Raw genomic sequence first — 24,115 nt, 5'->3', positions numbered from 1 at the left:
CCCTGAGGCACGTCGCAAGTGAGCTTTTCCAGCTCCGGTTAAACCAATGACAGCCAGCTTTGCTTAATCTGGTTACCGTCGAATTTCAGCGCGGTTTGTCGGGTTTTTTCGCTCATGGCATAGAACAGCGCGTCATCAGTGGCAAGCTGCTCCATTCGGGCCAGAAACGTGGCTTTGTCATTCATTGGGACCAGGAACCCATCTTCACCGTGGTTGATGATCTCCTGTGGCCCGGTCGGGCAGTCATACGCCACCACCGGCAGTGACCAGGATTTCGCTTCCAGCAGCACCAGTGGCAAACCCTCATAGCGCGACGTCATCAGCGCCATGTCGCTGTCGCGATAGTAGTCATTGATATTGCTGACCTTACCGACAAACTTCACGCTGTCGGTAATGCCCAGTACGGCCGCCTGGTCATGCAACTGCTGACGCAGTTCGCCATCACCGGCAATCACCAGCGTCCAGTCAGCATGCGTACGGGTGAAGTCGCGCCAGATATCTAGCAGCAGATCAAAGCCCTTCTGGTTATCCAGACGGCCCACCGCCAGCGCCTGACGATGACGGGTCTGACGCTGATAACCTTTGTATACCACCGGGTTGGGGATTGGCTTGCTGGGAATGCGCCAGCGGCTGAACACCTGATGATCTTTTTCGGTCAGAACAATCACGCGATCGTAGTAGCGCAGCAGCAGAAACTTGAGGAACTTGATCGGTTTACTGAAGGAGTTAATGGCGATATGTTCGCAGGCGTAGGCTTTACCCCGCTTCTTCTTCATGGCCAGCAGATTCCAGAAGGCGAACATCACGCTCAGGCGACCCATGCTGATCAGGAAAACGGTATCGAAACCCTCTTCGTTGATGCGGGCTACCGCGCTTTTAATCGGATTGCTCTGCCCTTCGAAGCTGACGATCTCTCTGACATGCTCAAACGGATAAAAGGTTTTACCGCTGCCTTCCAGCGAGTAGATGGTGACGTCATGCGTTTCGCCAAGACACTCTGACATAAAGTTACAGATGTTCTCGGTGCCCGCATACGAATAAGCATCTTTGATCACCAGGACAATTTTTTTCATGAAACGCTATCCACCTCAAATTTTAAAGACAATCCTGCTGACCGGCTTAACGATGCTTAAGGGTAAACAGCACACCATTCACCATATACCAGGCGTAATAGTAATAGATTTTTAAAGGATTGTTTTTATAGATAATTCTTAATAATTCAAGGTGCCACTGAGCGGCTTTGTTCTTATTGCGCGAAAGGGAATCGCCTAATTCGTAATAGTTGACCAGAATCGTCTGAATTACGCGTGCCTGCTTGTAGCGGGTGAATAATTCATACAAAAACAGGAAATCTTCATGGCCTTTGCGCTGGAAGAAAAGTCCCTGCGGGGGACGGCGGAAACAGACGGAAGAAAAACAGACGCGATACTGCTTCTTCACAAAGTTTTCCTGCTGCAGGTACGGTTTGCTGTAGGTAATGTCGTGCTCGGCCTTGCGGGTTTTATAGTGATATTCGGTAATCACAAAATCATCACCGGCCGCGATGGCCGTAACCTGCTGGCTCAGCTTATCGGCATGCCACTCATCGTCGCTGTCGAGAAAAGCGATAATCTCTTCAGTCGCCGCGCGCAGTCCGACGTTGCGGGTCTCTGCTGCGCCCATGTTGACCGCGTTATCCAGAATGGTAATGCGCGGATCCTGACAATGCTCGCGCACAAATTCCAGCGAGTCATCAGTGGACTTATCGTTGACCATATAGAGGTGCCAGTCGGTATAGTGCTGATTGATAACCGATTGCACAGCGCGTAATACCGTCTGACGTGCATTATACATAGGCATGACAATGCCAACGGTTCCAACAGAAGTATTCATCTTCAACCCTGAATTAAACGAAAAGAGAGGTGCTCCTGGTGTCAGGAGCAGAACGAGGCGCGGCGCGCGTCAGGAGAGTGCTTTCTCACCGCCGAAACGTGCTTTGACCTTGTCTTTAACCCGGTTCATAAAATAAGCACGGTTGTCTTTGTTAGTGAGGAAGAAGTAGCGCGCAAAGCTCAGGCTCGCCATCAGCGACTTGCCATCCATTTTGTAGCGCAGCGGCAGCTTAAAGGCTTTGTAGGTGTGGATATCACGCGGGGTAAGATGCGGCTTCATGCTATCGAGCCAGAACATCGAGTAGTTCACCGATTCGCCTTTATGTTTTGAGCCAAACTTAGTGACCAGATGGTAGTTCGCCAGCGGTGCGGCGATCATCACAAAGTCATAGCCCATGCGGTCGGCACGAATGCAGAAATCATAATCCTGATGACGAATGTAGCGGGTATCGAACTGAATTTTCGCCGCGTCTTCGCGCTTCAGCACGATGGTGCTGGTCTGGATAAAGCCGTAACAGCCGAACAGATACTCCGCGACGGTTTCATTTTTTCCCGGCGGCTGCATCGGCATCACTTTCAGGAAGGTGCCATCCTGATAGATATTCACCTGGCTGAAAATGACGAAATTCTTTTTGCCCTGCGCGTCCAGCTGCGCAATTTTTTCGCTCGCCTGCTGCAGCTTGTCCGCAGCCCACTCATCATCGGCGTCAAGGAAGCTGACATAGTCGCCGGTCGCCAGCTCAATGCCTTTATTACGCGCACCGGCCCCGTTGAGCTTAACCTCAGAGAGCACCAGATTGATGTCGAGATCCTGGTAGCGGTCGCTGCGAACCACCTCCGCCAGCGCGGCAGCATCCGCAGATTTATCATCCACGATGATGACTTCGAAATTGCGATACGTTTGTGCTTTAACGCAATCCAGCGTCGTGACAATCGATTCTGACGCGTTATAAGCCGGAATTACGATGGAGAAACGAATGTCCTTCATGGCCAGCACCTCATTAAAATAGTTCAAAAATAATCCGTTCAATCGACACGAGTCGACAAAAAACCGGTGTGCCTACCGTCGTTCGCCCCTGTGTGAATCTCTTCACGCAGGGGCGGACGAGGGGTTAATTAGTGGACCAGCCAAAACTCACGCGCCACTTCATAGCCGGTAACCGCCTGCTTGGTCGAAATGGTGTTGTAGTAAAGGTAATAGAGCAGGAAGAAGACCAGCATGGCGTAAAGCGCGGGCTTCCACGATCGTCTGGCCTGGTAAATCAGCGAAGTCAGGATGATCGGCTCGACCTGTTGCAGATAGTTGGACAGACGCGAACCTGACGGGAAGTTGTACAGGAAGATCCTGATCGCACCGCCGATAGCAAAGCTCAGAATCAGCAGGTAGTTAAGGCGATACTGGGCGTAGTTTTCGCGCTTCAGCTCGTCGGTCAGCATGAAGTAGAAGAAGACGAACACCAGCATGATGTTTTTCAGGTTCGATACGGCCAGGATGCTGCCACCCATCGCATAGGACGGGTCATTGTTATAGCCCGATGCCCTTTCCCCCAGCGATCCCAGATGACCGGCAATCAGGGCAATGAAGCTCGATCCGCCCACCACAGAAAGCGGCAGACTGGCAACAATGATAATGACCGGCCACCAGCGCCAGTCACGAATAAACAGGAACGGCACCAGGGTCACTACCATGACGCCGGTGTTGTGGCTCGTGAATGACAGAATAAAAAAGGTAAACGCCCACCAGTAGCGCTTGAGATAGATCGACCACAGGACGCCCAGAAACAGGGCCGAACTGAGACCAAAGCGAATCTGGTTAATGTCTTTGTTGATAAAGATGTGAGCCGAATAGAGCACCAGCGCCAGCACCGGATAGGGTGACATCTTCCTGAAAAACCAGGTATTGATGGAAACGGCCGTGGCACAGAAAACAAACAGGAAAATGCTGGCATTGTGCGAAACCAGACTGGTGAGCCAGGCCATCGCAAAAATCAGCGGTTCGTAACGGAAAAACGCAACGGTTTTAAGGAAGCCGTTAATTTCAATGCGTCTTACAAAGTCCTCAAAGAAGCTCCGGTACTGAAAATCATCCATGCCGGTGCCGAGACCGCGTATTCCCCCGAAGATAATCAGCAAAACGGCAGCAAAACAGAGCAGCCAGGTCAAAATATAATTTGTGCGTTCGTCTTTTTTCAGCGCTATTTCAAACAGCGAAAGCAGCAGCAAAAAGCCTGATACATACCAATAGGGAGCCATGGTGTGATTCCTTAATTCCACAAGTTCTCATGCCAGCAATATTACGCTTCGCCTTACCGGCTGGCTTTTCAGCGAGCCTGACAGCGGCTATGCGCGCGGGCGTTACCATGCTGGTCATGAATTCTGTTGAGTGACGCTCGCCATGCGATTTATAGAGGTATCGCTTTTGTGGGTTTGGACAGAATAACCTGTGTAAATTGATGCGTGTCGTCATTCAAAGGGACGATAAAAAGGGGCGGTCAGACCGCCCCCTCGTTGTTGCTCAATGATCAGCTTTTGTTGGTCTTACCGTAGTCATAGGCGTAGTAGTCATAGCCATAACCGTAGGCATTGGCGGCTTTGCGCACCACGGCGTTGAGGATCACACCTTTAATCTCAATCCCGTTCTGGGCAAAGCGTTTGAAGCTGACGTCCACTTCTTTGGTGGTGTTGGCTTCGAAACGCGCCACCATCAGTGAGGTGCCGGCCAGCTTGCCGATAATTGACGCATCGGTGACGGCCAGGATTGGCGGCGTATCGATTAACACCAGGTCGTAATTCTTACTCGCCCAATCCAGCAACTCACCCATGCGGCGATGCATCAGCAGCTCAGACGGGTTCGGCGGAACCTGCCCACGTGGCAGGAAATCGAAACCGTACACGCCCTGCTGAATCAGCGCCGGGCTGAATTCGGTTTTACCGGACAGCACGTTTGACAGGCCAGATTTGTTATCCGCGCCCAGCAGTTCGTGGGTATAACCACGACGCATGTCACCATCAATGAACAGGACACGCTGGCCTGCTTTGGCAATCAGTGTGGCCAGGTTGGCACAGATAAAGGTTTTACCAATACCCGGGCTGGCACCGGTAATCATCAGGATGTTGTTTTTGGCTTCCATCATGGCGAAGTGCAGGCTGGTACGCAGGCTACGAATCGCTTCGATGGAGAGGTCAGTCGGATTACCCAGCGCCAGCAGCGTTTCGTGCGGATCGGTTTTCACCTTGCTGCCACGACGCGCCAGTGCTTCGGTATCTTTCTTACGCTGCCAGTCAGACAGTGGAACGCTGGCATAGACATTCATGCCCAGCTCTTCCAGCTGATCCGGGTTCTCGATGCCGTGATGCAGCAGTGCTTTCAGCATAATCAGACCCACTGACACGAACAGACCCAGAATCAGGCTGGCGGCAATGATCAGCAGCTTCTTCGGTGCAACCGGCGCGTTAGCCGTCTGTGCATTGTCGATGATGCGGACATCACCTACGGTGCTGGCTTTACTGATGCCCAGCTCCTGCTGACGATTCAGCAGCTGCATGTAGATCTCCTGACCAGACTGAACGTCACGGGTCAGACGCAGGATTTCCTGCTGAGTCTGTGGCATACCAGAAATTTTCTTGTTTAGCTGAGCCTGCTCACCTTCCAGCGTTTTGCGTTTTTCCAGCAGTGCGCGGTAAGTCGGGTGATCTTTGGTAAACAGCTGAGAAACTTCTGCTTCACGGAAGGTCAGTTCGTTCAGCTGACTCTGCACGCTGACAGAAGAGTCCAGGGCAGATTTCGCTTCTAGTGACAGGTCAACAGATTCGTTCTGACGACGGAAGGTGTTCAGCTTGTTCTCGGCTTCATCAAGCTTGCTGCGCACGGCAGGCAGCTGTGTGCGTAAGAACTCCAGGCTTTTCTCGGCCTGCTCTGACTTGCGTTCAACGTTCTGTAACAGATAGTTGTTCACAATCTGGTTCAGCACTTTGCTAATCTGCTCCGGATCTTCACCCAGATACTCCAGACCCAGCACGCCGGTATCTTTACCTTTGTCTGCCACGGTCAGGTTAGAGAGCACGGAACGGATCGCCTGCAGGTCATTCAGCTTGGTCACGGTGAAGCTGGTGCCTTCATCGGCGTGAATCTCGCTCACCAGCATGCTGATATCACCGTGCGACTCCAGCTGGCCGACTTTACCTTTGAACAGCTCATCGCCATCTTTAGAGACGGTGTAGCTATCCGGACCGTTCACTTCCAGTTCAACGTTACGTTTGTCGATAGTGCGTGGGATTTCCAGACGCGAAATCGCGATGCTGGCTGGTTTGTTGCCCATCAGGCGCGACAGGCCCTTGCCGATGACCGGGAAGTAGTTCTGCTCAACCACGGTATCCAGGCCCAGATCGTCAACGGTTTTGCCAATGACCATACGGGATTCCAGAATCTCGATTTCCGTATCAGAGGCAGGCGTCGGCGGCAGAATGCTGTCAATTTCGTTCAGAACGGTGCTGGCATTCTTCTGCTCAACCTGAACTAATGCATCAGCGCTATAAATCGGTGTCGCAAACAGTGTGTAGAGTGTTCCCGCCAGCATGAAAAAAGCAGTAACGGCAACAATGATCCAGCGATGGTCAATCAGCTGTCCCACAAGATGCGCCAGATCCCATCCATTCGACTCCTCTCCCGGCGCGGTTCTGACCTTATTTTTTATATTCATGGATAATCCCAACTATCGGCTTAATACGTTGACCCATTTCTGGGTAGCGTTTTCCAGTAATCCGTAAATCTCTTCAAAGGCCTCACGGCTTTTTCGGTACGGATCCGCAATTTCTTTTTGATTGAGCCAGTGCCCAAGCAACATGGTTTTGCCACGTGCGGCGGGGTCGATGCGATTCACCTGTTCAATATGTCGCTTCTCCATGACCAGAATCAGGTCAGTGTTGCGGCACATTTCGGCCGTCAACTGCTGTGCCTGATGGCCTTCCAGTGACAAACCCTGCGCTTCAGCAACGGAGGATGCCATTTTGTCGGCCGGGTGGCCGACAAGGGCCCCCAGGCCGGCAGAGCGAACATCTAAATCGGGCAGCGCACGCTTAAACAGGCGCTCTCCGGTCGGAGAGCGGCAGATGTTGCCAACGCAAACGACTAACACGGACGTAATCATGGTCAGACCTTAGTTCGACCAGTTGCGGATACGCAGTGCGCTCTCGCTCACATCGTTGATACCCGCAATGGTTGGCAGTAATTGCGAGATCACACGGTTCCAGCGCGTCAGCGGCGTTGAGGTGACATACACGATGTCATAGGGCTGAAGCTGGAATTCGGTTCCCATCACCATGGATGCCGCATCTTTGGTGTTCAACTGATAGATGTTGGCAATCTTATTGCGATCGGTGCCGCGCAGTGGACGGATAACGAAGACGCCGGTGGCGTCAGAGGTGGTTTGGTCCATCCCGGCCGCGTTGCCCAGTGCTTCCGCCAGCGTCATACCGCTACGGTCCATTTTCAGGGTCGCCTGCTGCTTCACTTCACCCATCACGAAGATTTTCAGATCATCGTTACGCGGAACGTAAAGGATATCGCCCGGATAGAGGAGGTGGTTCTGGCTCAGGTCGCCATTCTGCATCAGTGCCTGCAGAGAGACGCGCTGTTCACGACCGTTGTGCGTCAGCACGACGTTACGCCAGTCAGCATCAGCGGCCAGGCCGCCAGCGGCGTTAATCGCGTCCAGAATCGTCAATGGCACGTTAGTGATTGCCTGCTGACCTGATGTCGTCACCGAACCGGTGACATAAGTTTTCTGCGATTTGAACGAGGCGATGCTCACATCAACCTGTGGGCTTTCAATGTACTGTGCCAGTCGGCGTGCCACTTCGTTACGCACTTCGCCAACAGTACGGCCCGCTACACGCACACGGCCAATATAGGGATAGAAAATAGTGCCGTCAGAATGCACCCAGTTGCCGGTGTCGCTGGCGCTACGGTACTGACCCGCAGGCGTCGTCAGTTCAGGGTGATCCCAGACCGTCACGGTGAGGACATCGCCCACACCGATACGGTATTCGTAGTTCTGAATTTCGTTCTGCAGTGAAGGGTTCGCCTGAGCCACCAGAGGCTTAGGACGCATTTTCTCAACCAGTGAAGGCGTTAACGGGAAGACGTTGACATATTTATCGATGTCAAAGTTGCTATCCTGTTGCTCAATAACATCTTTTCCTGATGTAGAAAGACGAGAACCGGGTTCGACTGTACACCCGACAAGGAATGTGGCGGATACCAGCAAAGGTATCAATTTCATTTTGATTGTAATCATTTAGATCTTCGCTATCAGTTATTTATTGATAGAGGCGAAACCGCCGCTGTGTAAGCGTCCAACAAAAAGTAAATCCTGGCTGACTTAAGCCTTAAGCTCTGAACCTGTCGTTCATTATCCTTGCTCCACTTGTTATAAGTAGTGGCCATCAACCAGGGTGTACCCGAAACGCCTTGCATCATAGCGGACTATAGATGCACTGCGATATCCCTGATGATGGCCGCTATTAACGACACGCCTGACAACGGCACAACACCCCGGAGCGCGCGTGAGCACGCTCATTCCGACTCACGATTAATAGGCACCGTCGCGTTTCAACACCACGCCCACTGTTTTAAACAGAATCGCGATGTCATTCCACAGTGACCAGTTTTTCACGTACCACGAGTCGAAATAGACGCGGGTTTCATAGTCAACATCATTACGACCGCTGACCTGCCACAATCCCGTCATGCCCGGTTTAGCCATCAGGTAATAATCAACATCACCAGCATAACGACAGAGTTCATCTTCAATGACCGGACGAGGCCCGACCAGACTCATATCACCGCGCACCACGTTCCAGAGTTGAGGTAACTCATCGAGGCTTGTTTTACGGATGAAGTGGCCCACTTTAGTAATACGTGGATCATTTTTGAGTTTGAAATCTTTATCCCATTCCGCACGCGCAATCGGATCGGTACGAAGCACTTCTTCCAGCACTTCTTTTGAATTAATCACCATCGAACGGAATTTCAGACATTTGAATTTACGGCCATTCATGCCGACACGTTCATGACCATAAATCGGTGGCCCGCCATCACGGCCAACCAGGAAGCCCAGCACCAGCAGCGCCGGCATCAGCATCAGAATAATCGACAGTGCACCGACAATATCAAAAGCTCGCTTCAGGAAGCGCGAGGTGCGCTTCGCCAGGTTATTCTGAACCCGCAGGATCATCACTTCGTGGCTGAAGATATAGGCCATATCGGTACCGTAAAGCGGTACACCGCGCAGCGTCGGGATGACAGAGACTGAACGGCAGTTGTGCATCGCCAGCGATTTCAGCCACACATCACGATACTGGCTCTGCTCATATTCTACTGCCACGATAAACTGGGTTTCGCTGTTAGTCAGGCTCCAGAGCGCCTGCTCGTCGCGCAGAACCGGAACACCATTCATGATCTCCTGCGGACAGGTTCCGTCAACGTCATAGAAGGCGATGACGTCAAAACCCATAACCTCTTCGCTTTGCAGCGCCTGCCAGGCTTCGTGCGCATTTTTGCTGCTGCCGATAATAATGGTCTGTTTTTTCCACAAGCCATTTTTATTCAGCAGACGTTTAGCCAGCGCGCGACAGGTCGGAATTAAAATCAGCGCCAGTACCCAGGTCAGTAACCAGACGAAACGCGACATCTGCCACTGCGACAGTGCGGTAATCGACAGGTCGATAACAGAAAATATAAGAATGGTACGAAAAACTTCTTTTAATTCGAACCAGAAAGGTTTGCGGTATGTGTAGTGACGCAGCCTTACCCAGAACCAGCCAATACAAATTACCGACAGACAAATGTGTGTGGCAATTTTTAAATTCATTTCTTTTTCAGAAATATCTGCCAGCGGCGAACCTGACTGAACATTAATTAGCATCATCGCCACAAATAACGCTGCGTTGAAACAAATTAAATCTGAACATGCCAGCATTAATTTGGTAATAAGACTTTTAAACGTAAATTCTGTATCGCGCATATTTAACTCTTTATTTTATTTCCTTAAACCCGCAACGGCTATCGCCCGTTTAATCGTTAAGCGATGAAACCTTTCCAGACTGAGCCGTTTCTAAGGGGAGCTCCTGCGGCGTTTACGCCAGTGATCTTAACCATGACACCAATAATATTGTGATGAATACCAACAGATTACTCTGACTTTAATCACCGCCAGCATTGCTCATTTTATCAACGAAAAACGCGATTCAGGCACGCTACCGCCCTTGGCTGTCGCTGCCAATATCGCCGTCATCATTCATATTGCTCCCCGTAACAGGTAACCGTAACGCATCACACAGGTGTTCACAGATGAATTACTGATTCCTTACATTGCGATTAATGCAGAATCGGTACGCAAATTACGACTCTGGGGCAGAGTTTGCTAACTTGTTGCTATACTAGTTATTACTGGCTTGTTTACAAGCAGGTCCCGCCATCCCTGGACTATTTTAGGAAAAAGACTACCAGCAATTAGTATTGATGCCTGACAGGCAGTGCAATCCTTTCTGTACAATTCGGATTAATGCCATACTCGCGGTGAGATAAATCGCATAAGCGCGGCAGGTGAATATCGCTTTCCCGCGACAAAATGACTCAGAATAGTCTCCCCTGAATCCTGTGAATTTAATCAAAGCGTCACACTGTTATGTTCATATTTTGCACAATATATCGGGCTGTGCCGGTTATCACTCCCCTGCCCTGCCATTTGTACGCGGCTTCGCACTCCACTATCATCAGAGAAAACCCAATTTAAGATATTCAGGTGAACAAGGCATGCTGGAGGTAATTGCAGATCCCTCGCTATGGGCGGGATTAGTAACGCTAATCGTTCTGGAACTGGTTTTAGGCATCGACAATCTGATCTTCATTGCCATCCTGGTTGAGAAGCTTCCCGGCCCCCTTCGCGACCGCGCACGCGTCATCGGATTGCTGCTGGCGTTGGTGTGCCGCTTATTGCTGCTGGCTTCGCTTTCCTGGCTGGTTACGCTGAAAGAACCCTGGGTTACGCTGGCGGGCCACCCCTTCAGTGCGCGCGACTTACTGCTGCTGTCAGGCGGGATTTTCCTGCTTTTTAAAGCCACAACAGAGTTGAATGCGCGCCTTGAAGGTCATGATGAAGATGCCAGTCAACAAAAAGGCGGCGCTAAATTCTGGCCGGTGGTGGCACAAATCGTGGTGCTGGATGCCATCTTCTCGCTGGATGCGGTGATTACCGCCGTCGGCATGGTGAATGAATTGCCGGTCATGATGATTGCGGTCACCATCGCCATTCTGCTGATGCTGCTTGCCAGCAAGCCGCTGACCCGCTTTGTGAATAACCACCCTACGATTGTCATCCTCTGTTTAAGTTTCCTGCTGATGATTGGCTTCAGCCTGGTGGCGGAAGGCTTTGGCTTTGTCATTCCTAAAGGCTATCTCTACGCGGCTATCGGCTTCTCGGTAATCATCGAGGCACTGAACCAGCTGGCCCATTTCAACCGTCGGCGTGTGCTGTCAGCGGGTCGCCCGCTGCGCCAGCGCACGGCGGAAGCGGTGTTACGCATGCTGCGGGGTGCAGCGGAACCGGCGGAACTGGATGCGAAAACCTCGTCAATGATTGCTGACAGCGACACCAGCATGCTGTTCAACCGTCAGGAACGGGTGATGATTGCCCGGGTGCTGGGCATGGGTCAGCGCCACGTTAACAGCATCATGACCTCGCGCCATGACGTCGACCATATCGACCTCAGTGACGATCCGGCAGAGATCATGTCACGCCTCGACCGCAATCAGCACACGCGTATCCTGATCACCGATAACTCCAGCGAACCGCTGGGCGTGGTGCATGTCATCGATCTGCTTCACCAGTCGCTGCACCACAATTCACTCGATCTGCGCGCCCTCATTCGGCAGCCGCTGGTCTTTCCTGAACGTCTGACGCTACTGCAGGCGCTGGAACAGTTCCGGCAGGCCCATACTCACTTTGCTTTTGTGGTGGATGAGTTTGGTTCAGTGGAGGGCGTGGTGACCCTGAGCGATGTAATGGAGACCATAGCGGGCAATCTGCCGAATGAGGCGGGAGAGATTGATGCCCGCTACGATATTCAGATTCAGGGTGAAGGCCACTGGATTGCCAACGGCCATATGCCACTGGAAGATCTGGCGATCTATGTGAAACTGCCGCTGGACGAGCAGCGTGACTATCATACGCTGGCAGGATTACTGATGGATAAGCTGCAGCATATCCCTCAGGAAGGGGAAGTGTTGCAGCTGGGCGATTATCTGCTGCAAACTCTGCAGGTGGAAAATCATCGGGTTCAGAAAGTCGACATTCTGCTGCAGCCTGATAGCGATGACAAGGTTTAATCCGTCACGCGGTTTGACAGCATGCGCCCGCTACGGGCGCATGATTTTCTTCAGGTTCTCTTTGTTCTCGCCTTCTTTCTGACGATCAATCCACTGATTTAGCCGGGACTTCGCTTCACTCTGAAGACGGTCACGCAGCACGGCATCCACCGGCAGGGAATATTGCAGACTGTTCCAGTCACCATACATACGCAGCGGAACCGGCTGACTGGAGAGCGTCTTCACCAGCGCATCGTCGCCACGCCAGCCGCTGATTTTCAGTCCCAGCGTGACATCCAGCTGTTGCTGAACCATGTCGACTTTACCCGCGCCCTGCAGGCCCAGATTCTGACCATTGCCATTAATATCGCTGAAGCTGAGTACACCTTTATTCAGTGCGACCTGACCACTGATCGACTCAATGCCGTCATCGACGGCTTCCTGGCTGCTGACTTTATCACTGACCCGAGCCACGGCACGCTGCACCATCTGCTGCAGATTAAGCTGTGCCAGCTTCAGGTTACTGGCGCTGATGGTCGCCCTGCCCTGCCAGCTTCGTTTAGCCGCCTCAACCGTCAGCGTATTGCCCGACAGCTCGCCGTCGAGACTCAGATTTCCCTGCAGGCTTTCCGGCAGTTCAAACGCTTTAAGCAGTGGCTGAATGGCAATCAACCGGAGTTGGGGTTTCAGCCTGACCTGCGTTTCCGGCTGACGAATATCAATGCTGCCGGGAACCGAGAAGCTGCCATTGCCTAGTTTGCCGCTGAGCGTATTCAGCGTCATCAGCCCCAGCTGATTGCTGGAATTTACCGTCAGTCCGGTCAGGTTGAGGCCGCGCCATACCACACTGTCCGCCTGTAATTTCAGCGCCAGGTTCAGGTCATTCAGCGGAGAGTCGGCGTTGCTGCGCTCCCGTGGGGCCGCAATCACCGGCGAACGGGCCACAGTAGCATGCTGCACGCCAGGATTTTCAGAGACCGGTGTACTGGTGAGTAAATTATCAAGATTCAGCGTGCTGGCTTTCAGATCCAGCGCCAGCTGCTCTGGCGGAATAGCCTGTCCGCTGCCCTGCCCGGTCAGGGTACTGTCGTTGGCGGTGAGCTGCAGATTGCTGAAGGAGAACTGCTGGCGGTCGCCATCCCATTCGCCCTGCAGGCTCAGAGCGCCTTTAATTCCCTGAACCGGGATATCGGCACCGGAAAGCGTGTAATCAAGCTGCTGCAGCTGGCCGCTGAGACGATGGGGATATTGCGCGGCATCGAGCTGGCCTTTAAGATTCAGGGTCGCGTTACGCTGATTTCGCATCAGGCTGGTGCTCAGCGACAGGGTCGCCAGCTTGTTCGCGTCCTGTTCCATATTGATGTTGAGATCGCGGAAATTATATTCGTCTCCGCCCGGCTGCTGCCAGATAAGCAGACTATCGGCTACCCGCAGCTTAGCAATATCAAATGACCAACCGCTGGACGCAGAGGCTGGCTCCGCATCGCGCGGCCCCTGGGGCGCATTTTTAGCACGCTGCGCGCTGCTCTCTGGCGTGACCCGCACGATCGCATTTTTCAGCATCACCTGACTGACGCTGAGCTGGTGGGATAAAAGTGGCCATAGCTCGACATCAAGCCGCATATTTTCTGCCGAGACCAGCGGCTGGCTGGCACCTGGCGCGGTGAGACTCATCCGGCCTGCCAGGATACTGAGCTGAGGCCAGACGTGCCAGCGCAGATCGCTGCTGACGTCAAGGCGATAACCACTGCGTTGTTCGACCTGCTGCACCATATAGGCACGAAAGTCGTTGGGATTGACCAGCAGCACCAGCGCGCTCATTCCCGTTACGACCACCACTAACAGGATGGCCAGCGTGGTTATCACTCTTTTCATTACATCCTCAAATCAGTCTTTATCGATACGGCTGGCATCAGCGCCCTGCTGACCGCGATATTTCGCATCTTCACGCCGGTTGTAAGGACGTGCAGCCGGGCCTGAAAGCGGTTCAAAACTCAGCGCGCCGATTAACATGCCGGGACGCAGCGCCAGCGGCAGTTTACCTGAATTGTAGAACTCCAGCACGATACGGCCCTGCCAGCCTGGATCAATGCGGTGAGCCGTCACGTGAACCATCAGCCCAAGGCGCGCCAGCGAGGAGCGACCATCCAGCCAGCCCACCAGATCGTCAGGCAGGGTCACTGACTCCAGCGTGACCGCCAGCGCCAGTTCACCCGGATGGAGGAAAAAGGCTTCGCCATCCGGCAGCACGATTTCATCGCTCATCACCCGGTCCAGTGCCGCGCTCACTTCCTGTTTCGGGCCGCTCAGGTCGATAAAAGCCGCGGTATGACCGCTGAAGGTACGGAACTGATTACCCAGACGCACATCGACCGTGGCACCATTAATGCGTTCGACCGGCGGGCGTGGCTCAATAGCCAGTTTGCCATTGTCCAGACAGGCTTCGATATCGCGATCGCATAATCTCATTGCGGTAACTCCATGACATAAGTGTAGCAAACCGGCATGCGTGCCTGCCGCCGGTCTGCACCACGTCCGGACGGACGTGCGTTATTCAAAAAACTGGTTGATTTTCGCCTTGAGAATATCGATAGCGATACGGTTTTTTCCGCCACGCGGCACAATAATATCGGCGTACTGTTTTGATGGCTCGATAAACTGCAGGAACATCGGACGCACGGTCTTCTGATACTGACTCATTACCGAATCCATTGAGCGGCCACGCTCATTGACGTCACGTTTCATGCGGCGCATCAGACAGATGTCGAGCGGCGTGTCCACGAAGATAGAGAAGTTGAGTTCCTGACGCAGGCGGGCGTCAGTCAACAGCAGAATGCCTTCAAGAATAATGACCTTTTTGGCCTTCAGGTGATGCGTTTGCTGGGTGCGGGTGTGTTCAACATAGCTGTAAACCGGCAGCTCAATATCCTGGCCGGCTTTCACCGACTGCAGATGCTGCAACAGCAAATCATGATCCATCGCACTCGGATGATCATAATTGGTTTTAACCCTCTCTTCCATGGTGAGGTGACTTTGATCTTTGTAATAAGCATCTTCCGGGATCACCCCGATGTGCTCGTCACCTACCTGATCACGGATTTCACGATAGAGCGTGCTGGCAATTAAACTTTTACCGGATGCGGAAGCGCCGGCAATGCCTACAATCACGCACTGATGAGACTTGTCAGTCATACTTTTTTAAGACCTGATAACTGGAGCCTGCCACTGGTCACACATTACGCGGGCAGCGGACGGGCCGAAATGGAGAGGGTGTGTGCGCGCTAAGTATAGGGATTTCGGCCTTTTGATGCCACAAAAATGGCGTCGGCGACTTTTCAGACTTTCTCCTTTGGACGCCACTCATTTCACCGATAAACTAACGTCACACCATACTATAAATAAAATGGCCTGCGCGGCGCGCTATTCTGACGACGCGCGCCGCAAACGTTTCGACCGAATGATGCATCAGGAGTGGTATGCACTGGAAGACTTTGACCTATTTTGGCGACAGCATGCTGTTGATTCCGACAGCGGTGATAATTGCGCTGATTTTGCCGTGGAAGAGTGACAATCGTCTTACGGTCTTTTACTGGATTGTGGCCTTTGGCCTGGCTGGCCTGACCGTCAGCCTCTCGAAAATTCTGTTTCTGGGATTTGGCATTGGCAGCGCCCGCTTTAATTTCACCGGTTTGAGCGGTCACAGCGCCATGTCCGCGACGCTATGGCCGGTCATGTTATGGCTGATTTCCGGGCGCTGGAAAGCCGTATGGCGTATCGCGGCGATTGGCGTTGGTTACCTGATCCCGCTGATGGTCGGTTTCTCCCGTCTGGTGATCCACGCCCACTCTAAAAGTGAGGTCGCTACCGGTCTGCTGCTGGGCTTTACGCTGAGCACCGCGTTTCTGATTTCGCAGCGCCGCACCTCATTAAAAGGCTTCAGCTGGCCGCAGGTGGGTGCCGCGCTGTTAGTGCCGTTTGTATTGATGAGTCACGGTCGCGTCGCAACGACGCAGCAGTTTCTGGAGCGCTTCTCTGCCAGCCTCGCGGGCCTGGAGAAACCTTATACCCGCGCCGATCTTTTCCGCCAGTAATCAACACGCTGGCAATCAATTTTACCGTGCCCGTCAATTCGCCGAATAACGGGCAATATTGGTTTCACCCCTTTTTTCTTTGCCGAATGTGCTAGCATGCAGTCAGAGAATGACTGGTGCCTGATTCGCCGTTGCGGAGCCCTGCACCCTGCCGGAAATCCGCATGACAATAGAGATTCTGTCCCCGCAAAATAACCCGCCATACCGCTGGCTCTCGGCCCTGGTGCTTGGCTGCGTGGTGTTTGTCCTGACACTGTTCTGTCTTGAACTGATCGTTGTCAGTGGGAAGATTTCCCCGCTCTGGTTCCCGACCACCTTAATGACCGTCGTGGTTTTCCGCTGCCCGTTACGACAGCTGCCGCTGCTGCTGACCGCCTGTGTGCTGGGCACTGCGGGGGCTAATGCCATCATCATCGGACCTGCCCTCGCTAATATTAAATTCGCGCTGCTTAATCTTATTCAGGCCGGCGTGGGTGGCATGCTGCTGCGCGCCCTGCTGGATCGGCGCGCGCCGCTGAATTCGCTGCATGACTGGGCAAGGATGGTGTTGTCAACAGGCATCGTGGCCCCGCTGCTCGGCGGCCTGCTGGCGATCTGGACGCTGCAGGTCAGCGGCCATGCCTCGTTTTCCTTCTTCTATACCTGGGTCATCTCCGAGATCATCGGGATGCTGGTATTAGGCCCGATGCTGCTGCTGCTGCCCTGGCCGCTTCGGCGCGCGCAGTTCAGCGAGCTACGGCTGGCCGAATCGCTGCTGACGCTGCTGCTTACCCTCGGTGCCAGTTATCTGGCACTGCGTTTCCTGCCGTGGCCCTTTACCTTTATTGTGGTAATCCTGTTCTGGTGCGCGGTTCGTCTGCCCAAGCTGCAGGCGTTTGTCCTGTTCTTCCTCAACGCCAGTTTTATCTCGATGCTGCTGGCTTTTAATTTGGTCAACGTGGTCAATAATAACAGCGCCCTCGGGCCGGTCTCCAGCTGGCTGCCGTTTCTGCTGGTGTTAATCCCCAGTCACATTATGTCGCTGGTGATGGACGCGTTCCGGCGCGAAAAACTTCACATTACTGACAGCGAAACCCGCTTTCGTCACGCCATGGAGTACTCCGCCATCGGTATGGCACTCGTCGCACCTGAGGGCAACTGGCTGCAGGTGAATCGATCTCTCTGTCAGACTTTGGGCTATCCGGCAGAAGAGCTGAAGCGTCTGACTTTTCAACAGATTACCCATCCCGACGATCTCAGCCTCGACCTGGAACATGCGACCCGGTTGCTGAAGGGTGAGATCGATACCTACACTTTTGAGAAGCGCTATTTCCGTAAAGATGGCGAAATTGTCTGGGCGCGGCTGACGGTCTCGCTGGTGCGCGACAGTAGCTATGCCCCGCTCTACTTTATTGCGCAGATTATTGATATCTCAGAGCTGAAGAAAAGTGAGCAGGTGAACCGCCGGCTGATGGAGCGTATTACGCTGGCCAACGAGGCGGGCGGTATCGGCGTGTGGGAGTGGAACCTGCTGACCGGCGAGATGTTGTGGGACAAGCGCATGTACGCCCTGTTTGGCCTTGCGCCGCATGAGTCGCCCAGCTATGACCTCTGGGTCCATCTGCTCCATCCTGCCGATCGCGAGTACGCCGCGCTGACAGTGCAGCAGGCGATTGAGCTGCGCAGCGCTTTTCATATGGAGTACCGCGTGGTCGATGCCCAGAGACAGCGCTGGGTGCGCACGCAGGCTAACCGGCAACTGAGCAAAGAGGGGCGCATGGAGCGCATGCTGGGCATCTGCCAGGACATCACGCCGCTGCGCAATCTTAATGAGGCGCTGTTTCAGGAGAAAGAGCGCATGGCGATCACCCTGGATTCCATCGGCGAAGCGGTGATCAGCACCGATAAAGAGATGCGCGTCGCCTTTATGAATCCGGTAGCTGAGAAGATGAGTGGCCTGTCGCAGGAACAGGCAGCTGGTCAGCCGCTGAGTGAACTGCTGCATATCACTCAGGGGCGTAACGGCCCCGAAGTCGAGAATCTGCTGTTATGCCAGCTGCCGGCGGAAAAAATCACCCCCGGTCTGGCGGAAGACCTGGTGCTGCATACGCCCGATGGCGGCCATATCGATATTCACTACAGCATCACCCCGCTGCGCTCCGAAGCGGGCCTGGAACAGGGTGCCGTAATGGTTATTCAGGATGTGAGTGAGTCGCGCAAACTGATGAAGCGGCTGAGCTATAGCGCGCTGCATGACACCCTGACCCGCCTGCCGAACCGTGCCAGTTTCGAACTTCAGCTTAAACGTCTGCTGCTTGATGCCGCTGAGCATCAGCATCAGCATGTGCTGGTGTTTATCGACCTGGATAAGTTCAAAGCGGTGAATGACAGCGCCGGACATGCCGCAGGCGATGCGTTACTGCGTGAGCTCTCCGATTTAATGCAGCACCACCTGCGCAGCAGTGATTTCCTGGCCCGGCTGGGCGGTGACGAGTTTGCGCTACTGATGCCCGATTGCGAAGTCGCTCAGGCGAATGACGTGGTACAGCGCATCGTCGCCGCGGTCAATGATTACCGGTTCCAGTGGCTGGGCCGCCTGTATCATGTGGGTGCCAGCGCGGGCGTAACACAGATTTCAGCGGATAACTGCCAGAGCGGCGACGTACTTTCGCAGGCGGATATAGCCTGTTATAACGCCAAACGCAGCGGGCGCGGACGGCTGGTCATCTACGAACAGCATCGTTTACCGCTGCCGGGTAATCATCAGGGCATGGATGCAGCAATGATTGATACGCTGCAGATCGAACTGCCGGCCTGGGCCGTTGCGCCGCCTGAAACACCGCAGGCGGCCTTTATCTGGCTGCTTGAGGTGCAGCTGTTAACGGCTGACGGGCTGCTGGTGGATGAAACCCTGCTGCGCAATAACCTGCCTGACGATTCACTGCGTCGCCGACTGGATAACACTATTCTGGATGTTTTTTTCCGTCACGATGTGCAGAGCCTGAATAACAAAGGCATTCCGGTGATCCTGCCACTCAATGCACAGGTACTGAACGATGCCGTCTTCGTGCAGCAACTCTGTCAGCGCTTTGTTGCCGAGGGTCTCTCTGACAGCTGCTGTGGTTTCGCTTTCCCTGCCGCCAGCGTGCTGAGCCAAGGCGATCAGCTTCATGCCGCGCTGATGCAACTGCGGCAGTGTGGCTGTCGTATCGTGTTGCAGCATTTTGGCCGTAATCTGGATGCCTTCAATCTGCTGAGTGACGAAGTGGTTGATTATCTGGTGCTGGCACCTGAACTGGTTGCTAACGTTCATACTAATCTGATGGATGAGATGCTGCTGACCATCATTCAGGGCCTGGCAACTCAGCGCAGTATCTCGGTGCTGGCCGGTCCGATTTCAGTACCCTCTGTGCTCAGCACGCTGGCTACCCTTGATGTGGATGGCGTCTGGGGCAGTGCCGTGGCCGAGCGTCAGCCGTTGCGTTCTCTGGCTGAAGATCGCATCTTCGCTATCCGTTAATTCCCGCGCTGCCTGCTTGCCACCCTGCTGAAGCTGCGCTAAAGTCGCCCCCTTTTTTCCGGCATGGGGGCGAAAATGTTCATAGGATTCGATTACGGCACGGCTAACTGCTCTATAGCAGTCAGCGAAAATGGCACGCCACGTCTGTTAACGCTGGAAAATAATCAGCGCCTGCTGCCGTCGATGATCTGTGCGCCGACCCGCGAGTCGATCAGCGAATGGCTTTATCGTCATCATCAGGTGGCGACACCGGACAGCGAAACCACGGCGCTGCTGCAGCGTGCCATGCGTTATAACCGCGAAGACGATATCGAGGTCCAGCCCAACAGCGTGCAGTTCGGCCTCACCGCACTGCAGCATTACATGGTCGACCCCGAGGATGTCTGGTTCGTTAAATCCCCCAAATCGTTCCTCGGTGCCAGTGGCCTGAAGCCGCAGCAGATCGCCCTGTTTGAAGATCTGGTCTGCGCCATGATGCTGCACATCCGCCAGCAGGGTGAAAGCCAGCTTGATCAGGCCATCGATCAGGCGGTGATTGGGCGGCCGGTCAACTTTCAGGGCTTAGGCAGCGAGGAGTCTAACCAGCAGGCAGAAGGCATTCTGCTGCGCGCCGCTCACCGCGCCGGTTTCCGTGACGTGGAATTTCAGTTTGAGCCTGTCGCCGCCGGACTCGATTTCGAGGCGACTCTGAAGCAGGAAACGACAGTTCTGGTAGTGGATATTGGCGGCGGTACGACCGACTGCTCGATGCTGCTGATGGGGCCAAAATGGCGTGATAAGGCGGACCGCCGTGAAAGCCTGCTGGGTCACAGCGGTTGCCGCGTTGGCGGGAACGACCTGGATATTATGCTGACGTTTAAGACTCTGATGCCGTTGCTGGGACTGGGCGGTAACACCCTGAAAGGCACCGCGTTGCCTGCCCTGCCGTGGTGGAACGCCATCGCCATCAATGATGTTCCGGCGCAGAGTGACTTTTACAGTCCGGCCTGCGGTAAGTGGCTGCGGGATTTAGTGCGGGATGCTGAACAGGGTGACGTCGTGGCTCGCCTGCTGAAAGTGTGGCAGCAGAAGCTCAGTTACCGGCTGGTGCGCGCGGCAGAAGAGAGCAAAATTGCGCTGTCAGCCAGCCCGGCGCATACCGCTTCACTCGACTTTATTGCCGCGGCACTTGAGACAGAGATTGGGGTGGGTCAACTGCAGGACGCCATCAGTCAGCCGCTGGAAAAAATCCTGGAACAGGTGCAGCTGGCGCTCGCCACCAGCCAGATCCAGCCTGATGTCATCTATCTGACCGGCGGCAGTGCGCGTTCGCCACTACTGCGCGCAGCGCTGCAGCAGACGCTGCCGGACACGCCGATTGCGGGTGGCGATGATTTCGCCTCCGTCACCTCAGGGCTGGCCCGCTGGGCGGAAGTGATGTTCCGCTAATCGTACTATGCCCTGCTCTGTAATAAAAAACGGCACCTTTGAGTGCCGTTTTTTGCAGACAACGATGAGCTGGCTCAGGGAGCATACGCCTTTCGCAAAGACGCAAAACCCGCCCTCCATGGCATGCTCAGCGCGGGCGATTACGCACCTCATCCCTGAGGGGCGCCCGTTGCCACGCCAGCGCTTTGCGTTGTTCAAAAACGCTCCCGGCGTTTTTGTCCATGGGCCGCGATGCTTTGCTACAGGCGCATGCTCCCATCGCTTTAAGTTTGGGAGCTGTCTGCCTGGCATACCTGAGTTCCTTTTTGACTGTAAATCAGAAGGCGATATTGGCGCTGATACCGCCGATAAACGCATCTTTCACTTCGCTCACCGCGCCCGGTGCCACCACATACTGCAGGTTAGGTCGCAGTGACATCCAGTTGGTCACTTTGGCGTTGTAGTAAACCTCATAGTTGTACTCTGACCCTTCCTGAATCGGCAGATAAGTCGGGCTGTCGAAGCGGCTCTCACCATTGGCCTGATTTTGCTGACGCAGTGAGCGGGTATAGTCGCTGTTCACGTGTATACGCGACGCGCCCACACCAATCTCATCCTGCGGACGGGCATCGAACGGCCCTGTCCAGGTAAAGGCGATAGACTGATAGTTATCGGTCTTCGAGGTCTTATGATCGTTCATCACCGCCTGAACACGCACGCCCAGACCACGGTTCACATCGCCATCCTGCGCAGTCAGCTGTTGCTGCAATAACAGATAGCCACCGTAGGAATGCGCCTGATCCTGATAGCCGCCGTTGCGCCAGCTGCCATAGACATCGCCATCCACTGACGAATAGTAATAACCGATGCGATAATTACCCGGTAATTTCTCCGGCCCGAACGTCGGTTTCCAGCCCAGTTCAACCGGCACGAGATTGCCCTCGGAGTTGCTGGTATCCAGACGGAAGCCATCGCCGCGGTCGTAGTTAGCGCGGTTCTGATTATAAAAACCGACCTGGAAGAAGACATCCGGCGTGATATTGAACTTAACCCGGCCGCCCCACTGCGACACCGGCCAGTTGAACCAGCGATCGCCACGCCAGTTACCCGCCTGCCCGCTGCCCAGCGCCAGGTTCTGGAACAGATTGCCATCGAAATTATCGAAATCTTCACCCACCGTTACCCGTCCGGCTTTGATATCGACCACATCGTTGAACAGCCCTTTGCGCAACCAGAACTGCGTCAGACGCCAGGTCTGACCGCGACCATAAACTTCCTGCACCGAGGAGAGCATACCGGTGCGCTGATCGGCGATCTGGTCGGAAAGATTCTGCCCGTTACGGCTGGTGACGGTCATCTGAAACTCAGCATCCTGCCAGTCCAGCAGCTTTTGCAGATCGAAATTGGTGCCGAACGTCCACTGATCGCTGTAGCGCATGGTGGTGTTGGTATCGGCTCCGCCGCCTAAGTTAGCAGCGCTTTCCATGGTGTAGTTGACGTCAAACTTGATACCGTCGTCCTGCAACTGCGTTCGGTAACCACCCCAGTCACCAAACATCCATTCAGAGTCCGGACTGAAAGCATCAGCGGCTATGGCCTGTGCGGAAAACATGGCCATGATGAGAGTGCCGGTTACCACACGGCGCAGCGGAAAACGCTGTTCTGCGAGTCTGTTTTTCATCTTGCTTATTCTTATGTAAGTTACGGAAAGTGACGGGCAAAGGATAATGCTGGCTAACATTCGTTTATTGTAAATACGTGCGCATAATTTCCTGAAACATCAGTTTATTAACGCATTTGTGATCGGGATCGCTGAATGGTTACTCTTCGGGCAGGATGCGCACTTTTTAACAGGCACAAAGTAAAAAGGGGCGCTAGCGCCCCCGTGATTAGCGGCTGGCCTGGTCCAGTTGATCAATCTGCGCCGGGGTCAGCGTGAGTTGCGTCGCGCCAGTCAGATCGTCTAGCTGCTTCAGTGAGGTAGCACTGACAATCGGTGCAGTGATACCGGGCCGGGCAATCTGCCAGGCCAGCGCCACCTGCGTCGGTGTCACCTGATGCGCATCGCTGATCGCATCCAGCGCGTCAAGGATCCGCAAACCGCGTGGGTTGAGGTATTTGTCTACCACACCCTGACCCCGCGCGCTTTTACTGGCATCCGCTGCATCACGATATTTGCCACTGAGAAAACCGCTGGCGAGTGAGTAGTAGTTGATCACGCCTAAACCGTGCGCCCTGACCACCGGCTCCAGCTCCGACTCATAGGGCTGTCGATCATAAAGGTTGTATTCCGGTTGCAAAGTTTCGTAACGCGCCAGCCCCTCCGTTTCACTGATCTGCAATGCTTCCTCAAGCCGCGCCGCGCTATAATTCGAGGCGCCAATAGCCCGCACTTTCCCTTCGCGGATCAGGCTGTCAAAGGTGCTCAGGGTCTCCGCCAGCGGCGTGTCCTGATCGTCACGGTGCGCCTGATAGAGGTCGATGTAGTCGGTCTGCAACCGGCGCAGTGAATCTTCGACCGCCTGACGGATATATTGCGGCTTCAGCCCGGTTTTTTCCGGCGACAGTTCCATGCCGACTTTAGTTGCCAGCACGATCCGATCGCGTTTACCGCTTATTTTCAGCCACTCACCAATAATGGCTTCCGACTCACCGCCCCTGTTACCGGGTGCCCAGCGGGAATAGACATCGGCGGTGTCGATAAACCACAGCCCTCGATCCACCAGCGCATCCAGCAGAGAAAAGGAGGTGGTTTAATCCACTGTCCAGCCAAACACGTTGCCGCCAAACGTCAGTAACGGCACCGTAATACCACTGTCACCCAACTGCCGGGTTTGATTCTGACTCATTATCTGCTCCTGATTTGCCTGACAAACGGTCT

16 protein-coding genes and 1 pseudogene are annotated in these 24,115 nt (G+C 54.1%); 4 read left to right on the top strand and 13 right to left on the bottom strand.

Annotated features, from left to right (window positions below):
* Nucleotides 1–38: 38 nt before the first annotated feature.
* From QSK07_RS02225 to wbaP, 8 genes are all read right to left on the bottom strand, one after another.
* Complete coding sequence (locus tag QSK07_RS02225; RefSeq protein WP_098052853.1) at nt 39–1,073, bottom strand: glycosyltransferase; 1,035 nt, start codon at nt 1,071–1,073, stop codon at nt 39–41.
* Between the two features lie 46 nt (nt 1,074–1,119).
* On the bottom strand, nt 1,120–1,872 hold the full coding sequence (locus QSK07_RS02220) for a glycosyltransferase family 2 protein (protein WP_285720327.1): 753 nt from the start codon (nt 1,870–1,872) through the stop codon (nt 1,120–1,122).
* 69 nt (nt 1,873–1,941) lie between these two features.
* Nucleotides 1,942–2,859, bottom strand: a complete 918-nt coding sequence (locus QSK07_RS02215) for a glycosyltransferase family 2 protein (protein ID WP_285720596.1) — start codon at nt 2,857–2,859, stop codon at nt 1,942–1,944.
* Between the two features lie 128 nt (nt 2,860–2,987).
* The gene (locus tag QSK07_RS02210) at nt 2,988–4,124 is read right to left on the bottom strand and encodes an EpsG family protein (protein WP_098052852.1); all 1,137 of its coding nucleotides are present in this window, start codon (nt 4,122–4,124) and stop codon (nt 2,988–2,990) included.
* A gap of 269 nt (nt 4,125–4,393) precedes the next feature.
* The gene (wzc, locus tag QSK07_RS02205; protein ID WP_098052851.1) at nt 4,394–6,571 is read right to left on the bottom strand and encodes a tyrosine-protein kinase Wzc; all 2,178 of its coding nucleotides are present in this window, start codon (nt 6,569–6,571) and stop codon (nt 4,394–4,396) included.
* A 12-nt stretch (nt 6,572–6,583) separates the two neighbouring features.
* Entirely contained in the window at nt 6,584–7,018 is a 435-nt protein-coding gene (locus QSK07_RS02200; RefSeq protein WP_013358465.1) for an arsenate reductase/protein-tyrosine-phosphatase family protein, read from the bottom strand.
* Nucleotides 7,019–7,027: 9 nt separating this feature from the next.
* Nucleotides 7,028–8,167 (bottom strand): polysaccharide export protein, encoded by a 1,140-nt coding sequence (locus tag QSK07_RS02195; protein ID WP_098052850.1) that lies wholly within the window; start codon nt 8,165–8,167, stop codon nt 7,028–7,030.
* Between the two features lie 294 nt (nt 8,168–8,461).
* The gene (gene wbaP / locus QSK07_RS02190) at nt 8,462–9,895 is read right to left on the bottom strand and encodes an undecaprenyl-phosphate galactose phosphotransferase WbaP (protein ID WP_013358467.1); all 1,434 of its coding nucleotides are present in this window, start codon (nt 9,893–9,895) and stop codon (nt 8,462–8,464) included.
* Nucleotides 9,896–10,686: 791 nt separating this feature from the next.
* Between wbaP and QSK07_RS02185 the strand changes: the two genes are divergently transcribed.
* Complete coding sequence (locus tag QSK07_RS02185; RefSeq protein WP_285720326.1) at nt 10,687–12,258, top strand: TerC family protein; 1,572 nt, start codon at nt 10,687–10,689, stop codon at nt 12,256–12,258.
* A gap of 30 nt (nt 12,259–12,288) precedes the next feature.
* On the opposite strand, the gene asmA is transcribed toward QSK07_RS02185, so the two are convergent.
* The 3 genes from asmA to udk all read right to left on the bottom strand — a co-directional run bounded on the left by asmA (nt 12,289) and on the right by udk (nt 15,429).
* A complete protein-coding gene (gene asmA / locus QSK07_RS02180) occupies nt 12,289–14,112 on the bottom strand; it encodes an outer membrane assembly protein AsmA (RefSeq protein WP_285720325.1) in 1,824 nt (607 codons plus the stop codon).
* A 12-nt stretch (nt 14,113–14,124) separates the two neighbouring features.
* The gene (gene dcd / locus QSK07_RS02175) at nt 14,125–14,706 is read right to left on the bottom strand and encodes a dCTP deaminase (protein ID WP_098052847.1); all 582 of its coding nucleotides are present in this window, start codon (nt 14,704–14,706) and stop codon (nt 14,125–14,127) included.
* Between the two features lie 81 nt (nt 14,707–14,787).
* On the bottom strand, nt 14,788–15,429 hold the full coding sequence (udk, locus tag QSK07_RS02170) for a uridine kinase (protein WP_275220846.1): 642 nt from the start codon (nt 15,427–15,429) through the stop codon (nt 14,788–14,790).
* A gap of 284 nt (nt 15,430–15,713) precedes the next feature.
* Between udk and QSK07_RS02165 the strand changes: the two genes are divergently transcribed.
* The 3 genes from QSK07_RS02165 (at nt 15,714) to yegD (ending at nt 21,255) form a co-directional block, all read left to right on the top strand.
* Nucleotides 15,714–16,328, top strand: a complete 615-nt coding sequence (locus QSK07_RS02165; RefSeq protein WP_098052845.1) for a phosphatase PAP2 family protein — start codon at nt 15,714–15,716, stop codon at nt 16,326–16,328.
* Nucleotides 16,329–16,491: 163 nt separating this feature from the next.
* A complete protein-coding gene (locus tag QSK07_RS02160; RefSeq protein WP_275220847.1) occupies nt 16,492–19,827 on the top strand; it encodes a diguanylate cyclase in 3,336 nt (1,111 codons plus the stop codon).
* Nucleotides 19,828–19,902: 75 nt separating this feature from the next.
* Entirely contained in the window at nt 19,903–21,255 is a 1,353-nt protein-coding gene (gene yegD, locus QSK07_RS02155; RefSeq protein WP_285720324.1) for a molecular chaperone, read from the top strand.
* Between the two features lie 316 nt (nt 21,256–21,571).
* Here yegD and QSK07_RS02150 read toward each other — a convergent pair whose 3' ends face one another.
* Nucleotides 21,572–22,915, bottom strand: coding sequence for a carbohydrate porin (locus QSK07_RS02150; protein ID WP_285720323.1), 1,344 nt, complete (start codon nt 22,913–22,915; stop codon nt 21,572–21,574).
* A gap of 208 nt (nt 22,916–23,123) precedes the next feature.
* Nucleotides 23,124–24,083 (bottom strand): annotated as a pseudogene (locus QSK07_RS02145) (aldo/keto reductase).
* Nucleotides 24,084–24,115 lie beyond the last annotated feature (32 nt).

Origin of the sequence: Pantoea sp. QMID4, assembly GCF_030270445.1 — a bacterium.
Lineage (GTDB): Bacteria > Pseudomonadota > Gammaproteobacteria > Enterobacterales > Enterobacteriaceae > Pantoea > Pantoea vagans.
This window is presented reverse-complemented; position numbering and strand designations above follow the sequence as displayed.

Coding starts and splice junctions, on each gene's coding strand:
- yegD (WP_285720324.1), top strand. CDS start 19,903: ATGTTCATAGGATTCGATTACGGCACGGCTAACTGCTCTATAGCAGTC.
- QSK07_RS02215 (WP_285720596.1), bottom strand. CDS start 2,859: ATGAAGGACATTCGTTTCTCCATCGTAATTCCGGCTTATAACGCGTCA.
- QSK07_RS02200 (WP_013358465.1), bottom strand. CDS start 7,018: ATGATTACGTCCGTGTTAGTCGTTTGCGTTGGCAACATCTGCCGCTCT.
- QSK07_RS02185 (WP_285720326.1), top strand. CDS start 10,687: ATGCTGGAGGTAATTGCAGATCCCTCGCTATGGGCGGGATTAGTAACG.
- asmA (WP_285720325.1), bottom strand. CDS start 14,112: ATGAAAAGAGTGATAACCACGCTGGCCATCCTGTTAGTGGTGGTCGTA.
- QSK07_RS02195 (WP_098052850.1), bottom strand. CDS start 8,167: ATGATTACAATCAAAATGAAATTGATACCTTTGCTGGTATCCGCCACA.
- QSK07_RS02225 (WP_098052853.1), bottom strand. CDS start 1,073: ATGAAAAAAATTGTCCTGGTGATCAAAGATGCTTATTCGTATGCGGGC.
- udk (WP_275220846.1), bottom strand. CDS start 15,429: ATGACTGACAAGTCTCATCAGTGCGTGATTGTAGGCATTGCCGGCGCT.
- wbaP (WP_013358467.1), bottom strand. CDS start 9,895: ATGCGCGATACAGAATTTACGTTTAAAAGTCTTATTACCAAATTAATG.
- dcd (WP_098052847.1), bottom strand. CDS start 14,706: ATGAGATTATGCGATCGCGATATCGAAGCCTGTCTGGACAATGGCAAA.
- QSK07_RS02210 (WP_098052852.1), bottom strand. CDS start 4,124: ATGGCTCCCTATTGGTATGTATCAGGCTTTTTGCTGCTGCTTTCGCTG.
- wzc (WP_098052851.1), bottom strand. CDS start 6,571: ATGAATATAAAAAATAAGGTCAGAACCGCGCCGGGAGAGGAGTCGAAT.
- QSK07_RS02150 (WP_285720323.1), bottom strand. CDS start 22,915: ATGAAAAACAGACTCGCAGAACAGCGTTTTCCGCTGCGCCGTGTGGTA.
- QSK07_RS02160 (WP_275220847.1), top strand. CDS start 16,492: ATGACAATAGAGATTCTGTCCCCGCAAAATAACCCGCCATACCGCTGG.
- QSK07_RS02165 (WP_098052845.1), top strand. CDS start 15,714: ATGCACTGGAAGACTTTGACCTATTTTGGCGACAGCATGCTGTTGATT.
- QSK07_RS02220 (WP_285720327.1), bottom strand. CDS start 1,872: ATGAATACTTCTGTTGGAACCGTTGGCATTGTCATGCCTATGTATAAT.